15 protein-coding genes are annotated in these 15,131 nt (G+C 67.4%); 9 read left to right on the top strand and 6 right to left on the bottom strand.

Features of this window, described 5'->3' with window-relative positions; all coding sequences use genetic code 11:
* Position 1 precedes the first annotated feature (1 nt).
* Complete coding sequence (locus ACO2RV_RS21415) at positions 2–538, bottom strand: sigma-70 family RNA polymerase sigma factor (protein WP_423296270.1); 537 nt, start codon at positions 536–538, stop codon at positions 2–4.
* A 186-nt stretch (positions 539–724) separates the two neighbouring features.
* Here ACO2RV_RS21415 and ACO2RV_RS21410 point away from each other — a divergent pair, with 186 nt between their 5' ends.
* The 5 genes from ACO2RV_RS21410 (at position 725) to ACO2RV_RS21390 (ending at position 5,889) form a co-directional block, all read left to right on the top strand.
* Positions 725–1,012, top strand: coding sequence for a DUF2282 domain-containing protein (locus tag ACO2RV_RS21410; protein ID WP_423296269.1), 288 nt, complete (start codon positions 725–727; stop codon positions 1,010–1,012).
* Between the two features lie 92 nt (positions 1,013–1,104).
* Complete coding sequence (locus tag ACO2RV_RS21405; RefSeq protein ID WP_423296268.1) at positions 1,105–1,989, top strand: DUF692 domain-containing protein; 885 nt, start codon at positions 1,105–1,107, stop codon at positions 1,987–1,989.
* 2 nt (positions 1,990–1,991) lie between these two features.
* On the top strand, positions 1,992–2,762 hold the full coding sequence (locus tag ACO2RV_RS21400) for a putative DNA-binding domain-containing protein (RefSeq protein WP_423296267.1): 771 nt from the start codon (positions 1,992–1,994) through the stop codon (positions 2,760–2,762).
* Complete coding sequence (locus tag ACO2RV_RS21395; protein WP_423296266.1) at positions 2,759–3,262, top strand: DoxX family protein; 504 nt, start codon at positions 2,759–2,761, stop codon at positions 3,260–3,262. The genes ACO2RV_RS21400 and ACO2RV_RS21395 overlap by 4 nt, the downstream gene beginning before the upstream one ends.
* A gap of 119 nt (positions 3,263–3,381) precedes the next feature.
* Positions 3,382–5,889 (top strand): hypothetical protein, encoded by a 2,508-nt coding sequence (locus ACO2RV_RS21390; protein ID WP_423296265.1) that lies wholly within the window; start codon positions 3,382–3,384, stop codon positions 5,887–5,889.
* A gap of 52 nt (positions 5,890–5,941) precedes the next feature.
* Here ACO2RV_RS21390 and ACO2RV_RS21385 read toward each other — a convergent pair whose 3' ends face one another.
* Entirely contained in the window at positions 5,942–6,976 is a 1,035-nt protein-coding gene (locus ACO2RV_RS21385) for an aldo/keto reductase (protein ID WP_423296264.1), read from the bottom strand.
* Between the two features lie 104 nt (positions 6,977–7,080).
* On the opposite strand from ACO2RV_RS21385, the gene ACO2RV_RS21380 reads away from it, so the two are divergent.
* The 3 genes from ACO2RV_RS21380 to ACO2RV_RS21370 all read left to right on the top strand — a co-directional run bounded on the left by ACO2RV_RS21380 (position 7,081) and on the right by ACO2RV_RS21370 (position 9,486).
* Complete coding sequence (locus ACO2RV_RS21380) at positions 7,081–7,977, top strand: LysR family transcriptional regulator (protein WP_423296263.1); 897 nt, start codon at positions 7,081–7,083, stop codon at positions 7,975–7,977.
* Positions 7,978–8,198: 221 nt separating this feature from the next.
* A complete protein-coding gene (locus tag ACO2RV_RS21375) occupies positions 8,199–8,927 on the top strand; it encodes a RibD family protein (protein WP_423296262.1) in 729 nt (242 codons plus the stop codon).
* On the top strand, positions 8,911–9,486 hold the full coding sequence (locus ACO2RV_RS21370; protein ID WP_423296261.1) for a cytochrome b: 576 nt from the start codon (positions 8,911–8,913) through the stop codon (positions 9,484–9,486). Before ACO2RV_RS21375 ends, ACO2RV_RS21370 begins: the two co-directional genes overlap by 17 nt.
* Before the next feature lie 20 nt (positions 9,487–9,506).
* Here the strand turns inward: ACO2RV_RS21370 and ACO2RV_RS21365 are convergent, their stop codons facing one another.
* From ACO2RV_RS21365 to ACO2RV_RS21350, 4 genes are read right to left on the bottom strand one after another with little or no spacing between them, the layout of a single operon-like run.
* Positions 9,507–10,343 (bottom strand): class I SAM-dependent methyltransferase, encoded by an 837-nt coding sequence (locus ACO2RV_RS21365; RefSeq protein WP_423296260.1) that lies wholly within the window; start codon positions 10,341–10,343, stop codon positions 9,507–9,509.
* Positions 10,340–11,386 (bottom strand): glycosyltransferase family 4 protein, encoded by a 1,047-nt coding sequence (locus ACO2RV_RS21360; RefSeq protein ID WP_423296259.1) that lies wholly within the window; start codon positions 11,384–11,386, stop codon positions 10,340–10,342. Before ACO2RV_RS21360 ends, ACO2RV_RS21365 begins: the two co-directional genes overlap by 4 nt.
* A gap of 10 nt (positions 11,387–11,396) precedes the next feature.
* Complete coding sequence (locus tag ACO2RV_RS21355) at positions 11,397–11,798, bottom strand: 6-pyruvoyl trahydropterin synthase family protein (RefSeq protein ID WP_423296258.1); 402 nt, start codon at positions 11,796–11,798, stop codon at positions 11,397–11,399.
* A 9-nt stretch (positions 11,799–11,807) separates the two neighbouring features.
* On the bottom strand, positions 11,808–12,794 hold the full coding sequence (locus ACO2RV_RS21350; RefSeq protein WP_423296257.1) for a zinc-dependent alcohol dehydrogenase: 987 nt from the start codon (positions 12,792–12,794) through the stop codon (positions 11,808–11,810).
* 149 nt (positions 12,795–12,943) lie between these two features.
* Between ACO2RV_RS21350 and mdoH the strand changes: the two genes are divergently transcribed.
* Entirely contained in the window at positions 12,944–14,776 is a 1,833-nt protein-coding gene (gene mdoH, locus ACO2RV_RS21345) for a glucans biosynthesis glucosyltransferase MdoH (RefSeq protein WP_423296256.1), read from the top strand.
* The last annotated feature ends 355 nt before the right edge of the window (positions 14,777–15,131 follow it).

Here is a 15,131-nt window from a genome sequence, read left to right as displayed (position 1 = left end):
CTCAGTCCCGTCCAAATCGCCGCGCGATCGCGGCCAGACCCCGGTGCAGCGCGACCCTCACGGCCGCCTCGTTCATGCCGAACCGTCGCGCCGTTTCCTCGACCGAGCGCCCCTCGACCGAGATCGCCGCCACGACGGAACGCTGTCCGGGCGCGAGCCCTTCCAGCGCACGCCCGATATCGCGCTCGCTCACCGTCTCGGCCTCCGGCTGCGCGTAGCTCTCGGCGATGTCGTCGACATCGATCTCCACCCGGCGGCCGCGCCGGCGAAAGGCGTCGATCAGCTTGAAGCGTGCAATGGCGTAGACCCAGGGCATGACCGCGGCGTCGGGCATCCATGTGTGGCGCTTCAGATGAATCGCCAGCAGCGTCTCCTGCACGACATCCTCCGCATCGACCCCGCCATGCGTGATCTTCCGGCGAAGATAGGCACGAATATGAGTCGAGACGCCTTCGAGAAACCGCGCATAGGCGCGTTCGTCGCCGGCGATCGCGGCCCGCAGCAGATCGGCAAGTTCGCGTTCGCTCCTGCCGTTCAAGCGTGTCTCTCCCAACTACGCAGGCGGATACCCCTTCGTTACGCGGCGCCCGGAATATTGTCCAAGCCATCCCGCCGGCTCATCACGACTTCGTGTCGGAGGCCGGCGTAACACGCGGTGTCGCTCGCTCGAATGGATCGATGCGCGGCCGATGGCGGCTGCGGCAAAGATCACAGGAGACGATCCATGAACCGTTCAACTCTGGCTCTCGCGCTCGCCGGCTCGCTGGCCACCGCCCTTGCCGGGAGCGCCTTCGCCGCCCCGCTCGCACCGGAAAAGATGGTGGGCAACGAGAAATGCTACGGCGTCGCCCTGAAGGGCCAGAACGACTGCGCCGCCGGTGCCGGCACGACGTGCGCAGGTACCTCGACCATGGACTATCAGGGCAACGCCTGGAAGGCGGTTCCCAAGGGCACCTGCGTGACCATGAAGGGTGGCATGCACATGGGCTCGCTGACCCCGATCAAGAGCTGAGCCGACAAGGGGAGGCCGGTTTGCGGCCTCCCCTTCGTTGCGTACCGACCGTCTCACATCTTTCCCGTCCCGTGCCTTCCGGGAGCTTCACGATGACCCCTTCTTCCAATCGGCTCGATGCCTTGCCGCCCCGTGCCGGGCTCGGCCTCAAGCCCGAGCACTACGAGCATGTGCTGGAGCACCGGCCCGATGTCGGCTTCTTCGAGGTGCATGCCGAGAACTATATGGGCGCCGGTGGCCCGCCGCATCGCTATCTGGAGGCGGTTGCCGGCCTTTACCCGCTGTCGCTGCACGGCGTCGGCCTTTCCATCGGGGCAGCGCGTCCGCTCGACAGGGCGCATCTGCGCCGGCTGCGCGATCTCGTGGAGCGCTACCGGCCGCAGAGCTTTTCCGAGCATCTCGCCTGGTCGACGCACGATACCGGCTTCCTCAACGACCTGCTTCCGCTGCCCTATACGCCGGAAACGCTGGCGCGGGTGATCGACCATGTCGACGAGGCCCAGCAGGCGATCGGGCGGCGCCTGCTGCTGGAGAATCCGTCGACCTATGTGCTGTTCCGCGAAAGCAGCATCGACGAGATCGATTTCCTCGACGCCATTGCCGCGCGCACCGGCTGCGGCCTGCTGCTCGACGTCAACAATGTCGTGGTCTCCAGCGTCAATCATCGCGTGGATGCCACCGCCTATATCGACCGCTTCCCTGTCGAGCGGGTGGGGGAGATCCACCTCGCGGGCTATGACGAGACGGTGGACGGCGCTGGCGATCGCCTGTTGATCGACGCGCATGGCTCGCCGGTGAAGACCGACGTGATGGAACTCTATCGGCACACGCTGGCGCGTACCGGGCCGGTGCCCACGTTGATCGAATGGGACAATGATGTGCCGGACTTCCTGACGCTGCTTGCCGAGGCGACGCGGGCCGATGCGCTGATCGCGGCCGAGGCCGCCCGGCGCAACCGCCCGGCGCGGGTGGCCTGACCATGGACTTCGCGGCAAGCCAGGACGCTTTCGCGCAGGCGCTGCTCAATGCCGGGCAGCCGCTGCCGGCCGGCGTCACCACGGCGCGCGGGGAGGCGGACGCCTCCCGTTTTGCGATCTATCGCAACAATGTCTTCGTCGGGCTGACGCGGGCGCTGGCGCAGCGCTTTCCCGTCACGGAGCAACTGGTCGGCACGGAGTTCTTCACCGCCATGGCGCGGGCCTTCGCGCAGGACAACAAGCCGACCTCCCCGCTGATCATCGCCTATGGCGACAGCTTCCCCGACTTCATCGCCGGATTCGCGCCTGCCGCTGCGCTGGCCTACCTCGCCGATGTCGCGCGGATTGAGGCCGCCTGGACGCGGGCGTACCACGCGGCGGACGCCCCCTTGCTCGACCTGCCGGCGCTCTCGGCACGGGTCCCGGACGACCTGGTCCACCTGCGACTGCCGCCGCATCCCTCGGCCGCTCTCATCTGTTCGGAGCATCCGGTAGGGACGATCTGGGCGGCGCATCAGGGCGATGAGGTCGTGCCGGTCGAAACGTGGCGGGCAGAGGCCGTACTGGTGGTGCGCCCCGTGATGACGGTGGAGCTCAATATCCTGCCGCCGCAGGATGCGGCCTTCGCGCGGGCGCTGTTCGGCGGCGCGCCCCTGGGCGAGGCGTCGCAGATCGCGCTGGCCTGCGCACCCGCCTTCGACGTGGGCACGGCCTTGGTCGGCCTGCACGCGCTGGGCGCGTTCGCCGCCCTCCATCAGGGAGATGTTCCATGACCCCCGACACCATCCACGCGGCGCGCAATGGCCACGGCCTGCTGGCACTGATCGAGCGCGCAAACGCCCTGCTGGCGTCGGTCCCGCCCTCGCTGCCGCTGCTGGCGCTGCGTTTTGCGCTGGCGGTGCCGTTCTTCCAGTCGGGCCTGACCAAATGGGACGGCTTCCTGACCCTCTCGGCCGGCGCGCATTTCCTGTTCGAGGAGGAGTTCCGGCTCCATATCTTCGGCAGCGAGATCGCCTATCCGTTTCCGACCCTCATGGCGACGGCCGCCGGCATCGGCGAGATCGTACTGCCCATCTTCCTCGTGCTCGGTCTCGGCACGCGCTTCGCCGCGCTCGGCCTGCTGGCGATGACCGCCGTCATCCAGCTGACCGTGCCCGAGGGCTGGGCCAATTTCCACCTGCCCTGGGCGGCGATGGCGCTTGCCCTCATGGTGTTCGGCGGCGGCCGTATCGGGCTGGACGGGTTGATCCGGTCCTGCCGATTTCAGGCGTGACAGCGGGGCGTGAGCTGCCGGACCGCTCGCCCACATGACGCCAGCCGAAAGCAATACCGGGAGCGCAAATACCGATAGGATCAGCGGGACAGATTTCCCGCGGATCCATGGAGCCGAGCATGTGGAAGGACCCCGTCACCAACACGCCGTCGATCGTTCAGACCAATTTCGGCCCCTGGGGTGGCGCCATCCCGGCCGACGGCGAGAGTTACTGCGCACCGACCTCGGTGGTGATGGGACTGTATTATCTCGGCAGCAACGGCTTCACCCAGCTCGCGCCGGCCAGCTATGCCGGCCCGGACGACCGGGAGAGCATTCTGTTCGAGCGGCTGATCGCCGGCATGCTCGGCACCTCGCCCACTCAGGGAACCGGTCAACTGACCGGCCTTGCCGACTATTTCGCCGCCCGCGGTCTCGGCATGGACCAGTACACCTATATCGGCACGGGCGTGCCCGATCTTGAGTGGCTCGATACCCAGCTGGCGCCGAACTATGACGAGGATCCGCAATGGATATCGCTCACCGTGTTCTCGGTCGGCTGGTTCTACAAGCCGACAGACGACGAGCCCGGCTGCGGCTGCACCCTCTGCAATGACGGCGGCCATACGCTTGCGCCGCTCAAGGTGGACCTGACCAGCGGGACGGTCACGCTCAACAACGCCTATCCGATGTCGTTCCTCAACGTGCCCAACGAGCCGTCGAGCAACCCGCAGACCGTGGGCCTCCAGCTGGTGCCGGCAGGCTGGACGGTGGAGGGCCTCGTCGACCCGCAGCAATACAGCGAGGTCATGACCGACATCCTCGGCAGCGGCGACGATTTCGCCATCCTGTGGCTCGCCGCGAGCTGGACCATTGCGGCCTCCGCGCTTCCCACGACCCCTGGCTATGCGCCGGCGACCTGGCAGATCGCCGGCCCCAAGAGCATCAACACCAACGAGGCGACCCTGACGGTGCTGGCGCCGCTCGCCGGCCATGGCGGCTTCGTGAAATATGGCAAGGGGACGCTGCTGCTCGCCAATTCCAACCATCTGATGGGCCGCAACGAGGTCTGCAACGGCACGCTGGCGAGCACGCAGACCTCCGACACGCCGTTCGGCTCGTGGGCCGTGCTGTTGCGCAATGGCGGTTCGCTGGCGCTCTCACCGGACACATCCGATCCGGTCAGCGTCCTGATCGCCTCGGGCCATCTCGCACGCTTCATGGTCGATGCCGGCGGCGGCACGTTCCGGATGGACGGCACCAACGACTATTCCGTCACCATCGGCGGTTGCGACGGTGGCGCGTTGCCGAACATCGTCCTGACCAATGACGGCACGCTCGCGCTCGTTCCCGGCGGCGGGATAGCGGCGCTCGGAGCGAGCCAGAAGGTGCTTGTCACAGGCACGGACGGCAACCTGCCGGTGGTTGCGAACGGCATTGTGTCCCCCGCCATCCTCGGCGTCGACACCGACCTCTCGGGCAAGTTCCTGACCTACGACGTCACTAACGGCTTCACGGCGGCGTCGCCGACGCTTTCCAGTAACCTCGGCATCAACAGCGTCACCGCGAGCACCGTCTATGAGGTGGTTGACGACCAGAGCGTCGATAGCGGCAGCGCGCCGCAGCTGGCGGCGCTGGAGCTGAATGGCGGTACGGTGTCCGGCGGCGGGGCGCAACTGCTGGTCGGCGGTCAGGCGGCGGGCGACGTGGCGGGCATCGTGATGAACGCCGGCAGCATCGGCGTCGATACACTGACCTTCGGCGCCGCCGGGGCCATCATCTACGCCGCAGCATCCGATGGCCTGGAGATCAGCGCCACCTTGAGCGGCGGTGGCGGCTTCAGCACCTTCGGCCCCGGCCGTCTCACCTTGTCGGCGGACAATGGCAGCAGCCTTGCCGGCGAGGTGAACGTGAACGCCGGCACGCTCGTGGCCGCCGGCGCGTCGGCGACGGGTTCCGGCACCGTGCAGATTCATTCGGCGGCCAGGCTGGAAGTCACCGGTAGCATTGCCGGACCGGTGAATGTCGCGCAGGGCGCGACGCTGTGCCTGAACAATGGGACGGCGGAGGGCACGGTTTCAATTGCCGCCATCGGCGACAGCCCGATGCCCGGCGGCGCCCTTGAGGGCGCTGGCATCATCTCCAGTGCGGTCACCATTGGCGGCATCGTCCGGCCGGGCCCGCAGGCGGGCATTCTGGAGTTCCAGGCGACGACGACGATCACCGGCACCGCGATGATCTACTGGCGGCTGGAGAAGCTGGTGGCCGACGTCGATTCCAAGCCGGGCGAGGGATGGAACGGGTACCTGTTCAACGACGCCGGCAGCGGCGTCGGCACGTCGGGGGACGCGCCCATGTACCTGCTGGAATTCGCCGAACTCGGCGTCCACCCCGACGCGGGCGATCCGTTCTGGACGCAGCCGCGCCGGTGGCGCTTCATGATGTTTCCGAACGGCTGCGCCAATATCTGGTTCGGGGACGGCAACTTCTCCTACAGCGCCGGGAACTTCGCCCTGGCCTGGGAGGATGCGGACAATTCGGCCTATCTCACATGGACGCCGACCGCCCCGCAGTCTCCGGCGCAGCGGCGTCTCGCGCAGATGTCCGCGCGCCACAGCTCCGTGTTGCCGAGAACGAAGGCGGCATGAGCGGGCGGGCATCCCGTCCGCCGCGCAGGGCGTGGCGGCCGCCGCCAGACCGTCAGACGAGTGAGGGGTTGAGGCGAGCGAACCCCTCCTGCTGGCGATAGGGCGTGTGGGGATAGGGCGGCAGGACATCGCTGGCGGCATCCAGCGCTGCCATCTGCTCGGGCGTCAGAGACCAGCCGACCGAGCCGAGGTTCTGGCGCAGCTGCTCCTCGTTGCGGGCGCCGATGATGACGGAGGCGACCGTTGGCCGTTGCAGCAGCCAGTTGATTGCGATCTGCGGGACCGTCTTTCCGGTTTCGGTGGCAACGGCGTCCAGCGCATCGACGACGCGGTAGAGATGCTCGTCCTCGACCGGCGGGGCGAAGATGGCGGTCTGGTGCAGGCGGCTGCCCTCGGGGATCGGTGCGCCGCGACGGATTTTGCCGGTCAGCCGGCCCCAGCCGAGCGGACTCCATACCAGCGCGCCGACGCCCTGATCCGCGCCCAGCGGCATCAGGTCGGCCTCATAGGCGCGGCCGATCAGCGAGTAATAGACCTGATGAGCGACGTAGCGCGGGCGCCCGTCGCGCTCGGCGACGGCGAGCGACTTCATCAGCTGCCATCCGGGATAGTTGGAGACGCCGGTGTAGCGGACCTTGCCTGCCGTCACGAGGCTTTCCAGCGTGGCGAGCACTTCCTCGGCTGGCGTCGAGGCATCGAGGGCGTGCAATTGCAGCAGGTCGATGTAGTCGGTTCCCAGCCGGCGCAACGCCGCCTCGACCTGACGGATCAGGCGACTGCGCGACACGCCCCAGTCGGCCGGACCGTCGCCGGTCGGCAAGCCGGTCTTGGTCGAGATGAGGACCACGTCGCGCCGTCCCTTGATGGCCTCGCCCAGCACCCGTTCCGAGGCGCCGTCGGAATAGACATCGGCGGTGTCGAACAGGTTGACGCCCGCTTCCAGGCAGATGTCGACCAGACGGCGCGCCTCATTGGCGTCGCTCTGGCCCCAAGCGCTGAACAGGGGGCCCGTGCCGCCAAACGTTCCAGCGCCAAAACTGAGAACGGGAACCCGCAGACCAGACGATCCCAACTGCCTATATTCCACGATGGCCTCCACGAGCGTGATCGCATTGCAACGCAAAGATGGACGGTTCGCTCTTCAAGGAGTAGGTCTGCCGCAGGCCAAGCATTTTTGAACCGGGCGCAAAGATGGTGATGGAGGGAGCAGATCGCGCCAGAGAGCTCGAGGTCTTCTCGGCCATTGCGCGCACGGGCAGCTTCTCCGCCGCCGGTCGCGCGCTGGACCTGACGCCGTCGGCGGTCAGCCGGACGATCGATCGGGTCGAGGCGCGTCTGGGCGTGCGGTTGCTGATCCGCACCACGCGCGCGCTCACCCTGACGGCGGAAGGGCAGAGCTATCTCGGCGCAGCGCGGCGCATTCTCGCGGACCTCGACGAGGCGGAGCGGGTCATTGCCGATCAGGGCGCACCACGCGGGCGCCTGAGGGTGAGCGCGGCCCTTTCGCATGGCCGGCTTTGCATCGTGCCTTTGCTGGGCGACTTCGTCCTTCGCTATCCGCATATCCTCGTCGATATCAGCCTGACCGATACAGTGGTGGACGTCGCGGCGGGGCAGGCGGATGTGGCGATCAGGTTCGGTCCGCTCGCGGACAGCGCATTGACGGCGCGGCGGATCGGCGAGACCGGGCGCTGCGTCGTGGCGTCGCCCGCCTATCTGGCGCGGCACGGCACGCCGCAATTGCCGGAAGACCTGCTCCGGCACAACTGCCTGAACTTCAATTTCCGCCGTGCCGAGCCGGTATGGCCGTTCCGCCGGGACGGACGCGATTATGCGCTGAGCGTCACCGGGACCATCGAGGCCAATAATGGCGAGACGCTGGGACAGCTCGCGGTGGACGGCGTCGGCATAACTCGCGTGGGCTATTTCGGCGTCGTCGACGATATCGCGGCCGGCCTCCTGGTGCCCTTGTTGGAAGACTTCAATCCGGGTGATGTCGAGACGATCCATGCCGTGTTCGTGGGCGGCGCCAACATGCCCGCGCGGGTGCGCATCTTCGTCGACTACCTCGCCGAACGCCTGCGCTGAAATCGTTCGTCGGATCGGCTGCCACACGGTAGCGGAACACGTCGGCCGGGCCAGCGCGAAAGAGGGGAGGGAGCGCGTGTGCTACTCGTCATTTGAGGCGGCTTCGTTGCACCATTCCTAGGGTTCGCACGTATGTAGTACGCATGTTGCATCTGGATGGATCCGTCTGACCAACGCGCCGCATTCGCCGACTGCCGAATGACCACCTAGGGGAGCTCGTCTTGAATCGTCGCGAAACACCGGTCGATCCGCTTGCCGCGCTCTACGAGCCGATCCATCGGCATTGCGGGGCGCCCTTTGTCATTGCCCAGCTGGGGCAATCGCTCGATGGGCGCATCGCGACGCCGACGGGGAAATCGCGCGACATCAACGGTTGTTCCGGCATGGACCATCTGCACCGGTTGCGCGCGATCGTCGATGTGGTGGTGGTCGGGGTGGGGACCGTCCTCGCCGACGATCCCCAATTGACCACGCGGCGGGTGCCCGGCCGCAGTCCGGCGCGGGCCGTCATCGACCGCGCGGGTCGATCGTCCCGCGACTCCAAATGGCTACAGGCGGATGGCTGCGATCGCATCGTGTTCTCGGAGAATGCGGAAGGATGGCCGAATGCGGTCGAGCGTATCAGCACCGAGCACGACCCCGACATTTTCGAGCCGGCCCGTCTCATCGCCGCCTTGGCGGCGCGCGGCCATCGGACCGTGCTGGTTGAAGGTGGCGCCTCGACGGTCTCGCGGTTCATCGATGCCGGGATGGTCGATCGTCTGCACATCTGCCTCTCTCCCATCATTCTGGGATCGGGACAGGCGGGGCTCAATCTCAGGCCCATCGACGAACTCGGCGACGCGCTGCGCCCGACCGCGCGGCCCTATCTCCTCGACGACGGCAATATTCTCTATGATTGCGATCTGCGCAGCGCAGCCGAGGGAGGAAGGGATGCCGGTCTCGGATGAAGACGGAGTGCACGCCGTCACGGCCGCCCGCTACAGCCTTGCCGCGCGGCGGCTGCACTGGATCGTCGCGGCATTCGTGATCTGCCAGCTTCCGCTCGGGCTCTACATGGTCGCCCGCGGACAGGCGACGAATTTCGACGCGACGACGGGCTCGCTCTACAGCCTGCACAAGCTGCTTGGTTTCACCCTGCTGTGGCTGGTCGTGCTGCGTGTGCTGGTAAGGCTTCGGCGCGGCGCGCCGCCACCGGTCGCGACGCTGACGCCGTTCGAGCGCATCGCCTCGCTCACCGTCCATTACGCGCTCTATGTGCTGCTGCTGGTGGTGCCGGTGCTCGGCTGGGCCGGCATCTCCGCCTATCCCGCTTTGGACATCTTCGGGCTGTTCAACCTGCCCGCGATCCTTCCCCCCGATGAGCCGCTCGCCAATCGCATTTTCGGCATACACGGCCTGCTCGCGCTGCTCCTCGGGGCCCTGGCGCTCCTCCATATCGCGGCAGCGCTTCGCCATCGCTTCGTCAAGCATGACGGCGTGATGCGGCGCATGTGGCCGCCGGGCTGAAACGCCCGGCGAGGGACCGGTCACATCGTGGCGAAGATGTCCCGATGTCCGATCGTCACCTGCGCTGCCTCGGTTCGCATCAAAGCCCACTCGGCAAAGACGTCGCGCCCTTCCGGCTCGATCTCCGTGGCCGCTTGGGCGAAGCCATCGGCGAGGCGGGCGATCAGTTCGGCGTCTTGCTCCGCCAGTTCCCAGGGGCTGTCGGCTGAATCGACGGCGTAGCCGTGTTGCGACAGCGACTCGGCAAAGGCCGCGCCGGCCATCGGCCCCAGCGCCGGCCCGAAACCCTTGTCTCCGCGCTGGTGGCGATTGAATGCCGCGATCACGCGGGCATCGAGCGGCACGCTGGGGCGCCAGCGGGCGATGCCGTCATAGTTCAGCACCGAATAGAGCGGAATGCGCCGCCGCGCCGCGCCGGCGACCAGTCGCTCCAGCCAGTCCTTTGAGACGAGATCGAACAGCGCCGCAGCCGTCACGAGTTCTGCGCCGATATCGGCGAAGTACAGGTCGCGGATCATGAGATCCGCGCATTCGAAGCTGACGTTGATCCGATGCGCGTCCTTGCGCAGTTCGATGCCGGTGGGCGTCGCGTTCGCGCTGTCGGCCCAGTCGGCCAGGCACTGGCGCGCCACTGCCAGCAGATCGATGTCGCCGTCGATCAGGTGCCAGCGTTGGCGGAGCGGCAGCGAGGGCGCCAGCGCGCGCAGATTGGAACCCGTCCCGCAGCCGAGATCGACCACGGCGAGGGAGGAGTGTTCCGCGAAATGGTCGCGGACATGTGCGGCCAGCCCGGTGTGCCGGGAGGCGTGGTCCACAGGCTCGCGCAGGGCCAGCCAGCCGGCATCGAAGCCGCTCACCGCGCGACCTCCCGCAGCACGGCCAAGATGGTCGCCGCAGTCCGGGGCCAGTCGGGGAGCGACACGGCGTAGTCCCAGGCATTCTGCGCCAGGGCTTTTCGGCGGCCGGGATCGCGCAGCAGGGAGCCGAGGCCCTCGGCAAGGCCGGCGGTGTCGTTCGGAGCGACCAGCACGGATGCCGCCGGGGGCACCGTGTCGGGGATGGCGCCGCCGCTGGTCGCCACGACGGGAAGCCCGTGCGCCAGCGCCTCGGTGAGCGCCATGCCATAGCCCTCGAACAGCGAGGCCGAGACGAAGATGTCGGCGGCGTCGAATTCGTGCTCCAGCGCCTCGCCTTGTAGCGCGCCGGTCAGCGTGACGCGGTCGCCGAGGCCGTGCGCCATGATCGCCTGGCGCAGCCGCCGCGTCTCCTCGGCGTCGCGATCGGTGGCCCCGACGATGCGGCAGGTCCAGTCGAATGAGGCCAGCGCGGCCAGCGCCTCGACGAGGACGCCATGCGCCTTGCGCGGGATGACCGTGCCGATGCTGAGCAGGCGCATGGGTGTGCCGGTGCCGCGGGCGCGGGGGCGCGGGTCGGTGCCGGGAAGGGCCACGCCAAGCCGGCCAGCCTCGACGCCATAGTCGCGTTCCAGCAGGCGCGCGGTCGAGGGGCTGGTGGCGATGACCGCCGAGGCAAGCGCGAGGGCGGCGCGCTCGCTGGCAATGAGGCACGTGCGCTGCATCTCGTCGAGGCCCTCCTCCAGCGCCAGCGGATGATGCACGAGGGCGACGAGCGGCCGGGCGAGGCCGCGCAGCAGCCCCGCCGGCAAAGCCCCGAAAGCAAGCCCGTCGATCAGCAGCACCTGTCCCGCGGGCGCCGCCTTGAGCCGCGCCTCGGTTTCGGCCAACTGCTGCGGGGTAGGGAAGGGAAATCCGCCGGGCAGCGCGACATGCGTCACCTCGACCCCGGCACGCCGGCCTTCCGCGATGACGCGCCGGTCATAACCGTAGCCGCCGGTGGGAAGGTCGATATCGCCCGGTATGGCGAAGGCGAAGCCGGTCACGCGATGGTCCTCACCGCAGCACGCCTTCGTAGCTGGCGCACGCCAGATCGGTCTCGTGCAGCGTCACCCGGATCTTGGCGAGGCTGTCGGCATCATCCCCCAGCGCACCGCCGCGTGCGGCGGCAGCCATGGCGTCGAAGATGTGCTTCGCCAGGAACTCGGTGGTGGTGAGCTTGCCGGCGAAATCCGGCAGCGTGTCGAGGTTCTGGTAGGCGAGCGGCTTCAGCGTCCCCTTGAGCGCGTCGAGCGCGGCGCCGATATCGACGACGACGTTCTTACTCGTCAGCGTCTCGCGGAAGAAGGCGACGTCGACCACGAAGGTCGCGCCATGCAGGCCCTGGGCCGGGCCGAAGAATGGATCGGGCAGCGAATGGGCGATCATGATGCGATCGCGAACCTCGACACAGTACATGGCATCCCTTCATCTATAATCGAGCAGGATCGCCAGGGCATCCTCCCCGTCGGCAAGCAATTGCGGCAGGCGCGAAGGCGCCTGCGCGAACGGAACGACATGCGTGACCAAGCGGTCGAGCCGGGCATCGTCGAGCAGCGCGAGGGCCTTGGCGAGCCGGCGGGCGTGCGGCCAGCGCGCCCTCCGCGAGGGTGATACGTAGCCGACCTGCGAGCCGATCAGTTGCAGGCGGCGACTGTGGAACCCTTCTCCCAGGGGGACGGAAGGAGCGCGGTCGCCATACCAGCTCACCTCGACGATCCGCGCCTCGAAGCCGCCCGCCGCAAGTGCCGTCGCGAGGCCGGCCTCGCTCGCGCTGGTGTGGAAGACGATGTCAGCGTCGTCGCGGATGGCGGCCGGCAGGGCGAAGGCTGCGCCGAAGGCATCGGCAAACGCCGCGCGTTCCGGCCTCACATCCACCAGCGTCACCTCCGCGCCCGGCAATGCGGTGGCGAGTGCCGTCAGCAGCAGGCCAACCACGCCGCCGCCGACAACCGTGATGCGATCGCCGGGGCCGGCGCCGGCATCCCACATGGCGTTGAGGGCGGTCTCCATATTGGCGGCCAACGTGGCGCGCTCTGGAGGAATGCCGTCGGGAACCGCCATCGCCGCCGCAACCGGCAGGGCATAGAGGTCCTGATGCGGATGCAGCGCGAAGACGGTACGGCCGATCCATTCCTCGGGCCCGGCCTCCACGAGGCCGACGCTCTGATAGCCATACTGCACCGGGAACGGAAACGCGCCCTTCTGGAGCGGCGCACGCATTCTTTGATGCTCGCTGGCGGGAATGCCGCCTTGGAGGACGAGGCGCTCGGTGCCGCGGCTGATGCCGGAGATGATCGTTCGTATGGTCAGCAGGTCCGCCGGCGGTTCGCCGAGCGGGACATGCCTCAACTCATAGCGTCCCGGCTCCACGCACCAGAGCTGTCGCGTCGGCCTGTGACACGGTTCCGGCATTGTTGATCGCGTCCTTTGCCGCTTCACGATCTTCTTAACAGCAGCAGGCTGTCCTTTGGTCCACAAAATGGTGAACCTCATAAGGCTCGCCGGCGTACAAATCGGAACAGGCGTCCCGAGTGCATGGGCGGACTGGGTGGGACGACGGCATGAGCTTGGATGAGAAGGTCGCGGACGGCGTCTTCACGGCCGCCGATGCCGTGGAAGGGCGTGTGCCGACCGGCGTGCAGTCCACGCGCGTGCTTCGCCGCCGACGGGTGCTCGTGCTGACGCTCAATGCGGGGACTTATGCCGCATTCGTCGCGCTCTTCGCCTGGCTCCTCGCCCATGGCGGCTTCACGCTGCTGGACGGGCTCCTGCTCCTCGCCTTCTGCCTCTCGACGCCCTGGACCATCCTCGGCTTCTGGAACGCGGTGATCGGCCTGTGGCTGCTGCATGGCCCCGGCGACGCCCGGCAATCGGTCTATCCCTTTGCCGGAAGGGCGTCAGACGAGGCGCCGATCGACGCGCGCGTCGCGGTGATCATGGCGCTGCGTAACGAGGATCCCGAGCGTGCCTTTGCCCGTCTGCGCTCCATGCGTGCGGAGCTCGATCGCGGCGGCGCCGGTGGCCGGTTCGACTGGTTCATTCTCTCCGATACGACCCACGCGGACATCGCCGCAACCGAGGAAGACCTCTTTCGGGCGTGGCGTGAGGAACTCGGCGCCTCGCCGCGGCTCCACTATCGCCGCCGGAGCGACAATGCCGGCTTCAAGGCCGGCAATATCCGCGATTTTCTCGAACGCTGGGGCGATGACCACGAACTGATGCTGGTGCTCGATGCCGACAGCTTCCTCGGCGCGGCCACCATCCTGCGCATGGTGCGGGTCATGCAGGCGAACGCCAGGCTCGGCATCTTGCAGAGCCTGGTGGTGGGCATGCCGTCCCGTTCGGCTTTCGCGCGCATCTTCCAGTTCGGCATGCGGCACGGCATGCGTTCCTACACGATGGGCGCCTCGTGGTGGGCCGGGGATTGCGGCCCCTATTGGGGGCATAATGCGGTGATCCGCATCGCGCCCTTCAAAGCGCATTGCGCCCTGCCGATGCTGCCCGGCCGCGGCCCGCTCGCCGGCCATGTGCTCTCGCACGACCAGATCGAGGCGGTGCTGATGCGCCGCGCCGGATACGAGGTGCGCGTGCTGCCGGAGGAGACCGACAGCTATGAGGAGAACCCGCCGCACCTGACCGAATTCACGCGGCGCGACCTGCGCTGGTGCCAGGGCAACATGCAGTATTGGCGCCTGCTCGCCATGCCCGGCCTCAAGCCGATGAGCCGCTTCCAGATCGCCTGGGCGATCCTGATGTATGTCGGCGCGTTCGCCTGGGTGCTGTTCATGATCCTCGCGGCGCTCAAGGTGTTCGATGTCGAGCGGACCGACGAGGCGTTTCCTGCCGGACTCGGACTGGCGCTGTTCGTCCTCACCTTCCTGATGAGCCTCACGCCCAAACTCGCCGGCCTGCTCGACGTGCTGTTTCGGCCGGGAGAGCGGCAGCGTTATGGCGGCACCGGCAGGCTGCTCGGCGGGGCGCTGCTGGAATTTCTGTTCTCGGTGCTGCTCGGACCGGTGGTCGCGTTCCGGATCGCGATCTTCATGGTTGGCCTTGCCTTCGGGCGAACCGTGACGTGGGAGGCACAGGCGCGCGACGCCGGGCGGCTATCGTGGCGCACCGCCTTGCGCGGGCTGTGGCCGCAGTTTGTCTTCGGAGCGCTGATCGGCGGTGTCCTTTACACCTTTGCGCCGTCGGCGCTGATCTGGGCGCTGCCGGTGCTGGTCGGGCTCCTCGGCGCGGTGCCGTTCGCCGTCTTCACCGCGGAGCCGGCGCTGGGCCGCTGGCTGATCCGGTCGGGTCTCTGCGCGACGCCGGAAGAAGTCGTGCCCCCGCCATGCCTGATGTCGCTCGAGGCCGAGCATAAAGCCTTGAAAGCTTCCACTCGGGTCTGATCTGGCGAACGACCTGAACGGCCCGGGACGTCCCTGCGCCGGGCCGGGGGGCGACCATTTCTTGTTGAGGTGTCCGCTCCCGTCGCCGCGCCGATACCCTCATGCCGCGTCGGTCGGGCGCCCGCGCAGAACGTGCGTGGCGCGGTCCTGCGCCGTCATGCACGTTCTTGCGGCGAATTGTTGATAAGGCTGGCATGTATAAGAAAAATATCCGCGATCCGGATCTGACATTCCTGTTATTACGTAGCGTAATAAATCCCTATATCGACAGATGATACGTTTGTATATGTGCCGTAACCAAACGGGCTATTTAAAAATTTAATATAATTGATACACTACATCCAAATAGAAATAG

This window comes from Ancylobacter sp. VNQ12 (assembly GCF_049445835.1).
In the GTDB taxonomy this organism is placed as follows: Bacteria; Pseudomonadota; Alphaproteobacteria; order Rhizobiales; family Xanthobacteraceae; genus Ancylobacter.
Note: the sequence above shows the minus strand (reverse complement) of the source record. Positions and strands in the feature narration are given on the sequence as shown.

What these genes read in the sequence shown, in the direction of transcription:
- ACO2RV_RS21405 (WP_423296268.1), top strand. Translation starts at nt 1,105, where the DNA reads ATGACCCCTTCTTCCAATCGGCTCGATGCCTTGCCGCCCCGTGCCGGG.
- ACO2RV_RS21380 (WP_423296263.1), top strand. Translation starts at nt 7,081, where the DNA reads ATGGTGATGGAGGGAGCAGATCGCGCCAGAGAGCTCGAGGTCTTCTCG.
- ACO2RV_RS21350 (WP_423296257.1), bottom strand. Translation starts at nt 12,794, where the DNA reads ATGCCGGAACCGTGTCACAGGCCGACGCGACAGCTCTGGTGCGTGGAG.
- mdoH (WP_423296256.1), top strand. Translation starts at nt 12,944, where the DNA reads ATGAGCTTGGATGAGAAGGTCGCGGACGGCGTCTTCACGGCCGCCGAT.
- ACO2RV_RS21400 (WP_423296267.1), top strand. Translation starts at nt 1,992, where the DNA reads ATGGACTTCGCGGCAAGCCAGGACGCTTTCGCGCAGGCGCTGCTCAAT.
- ACO2RV_RS21410 (WP_423296269.1), top strand. Translation starts at nt 725, where the DNA reads ATGAACCGTTCAACTCTGGCTCTCGCGCTCGCCGGCTCGCTGGCCACC.
- ACO2RV_RS21370 (WP_423296261.1), top strand. Translation starts at nt 8,911, where the DNA reads ATGCCGGTCTCGGATGAAGACGGAGTGCACGCCGTCACGGCCGCCCGC.
- ACO2RV_RS21390 (WP_423296265.1), top strand. Translation starts at nt 3,382, where the DNA reads ATGTGGAAGGACCCCGTCACCAACACGCCGTCGATCGTTCAGACCAAT.
- ACO2RV_RS21355 (WP_423296258.1), bottom strand. Translation starts at nt 11,798, where the DNA reads ATGTACTGTGTCGAGGTTCGCGATCGCATCATGATCGCCCATTCGCTG.
- ACO2RV_RS21395 (WP_423296266.1), top strand. Translation starts at nt 2,759, where the DNA reads ATGACCCCCGACACCATCCACGCGGCGCGCAATGGCCACGGCCTGCTG.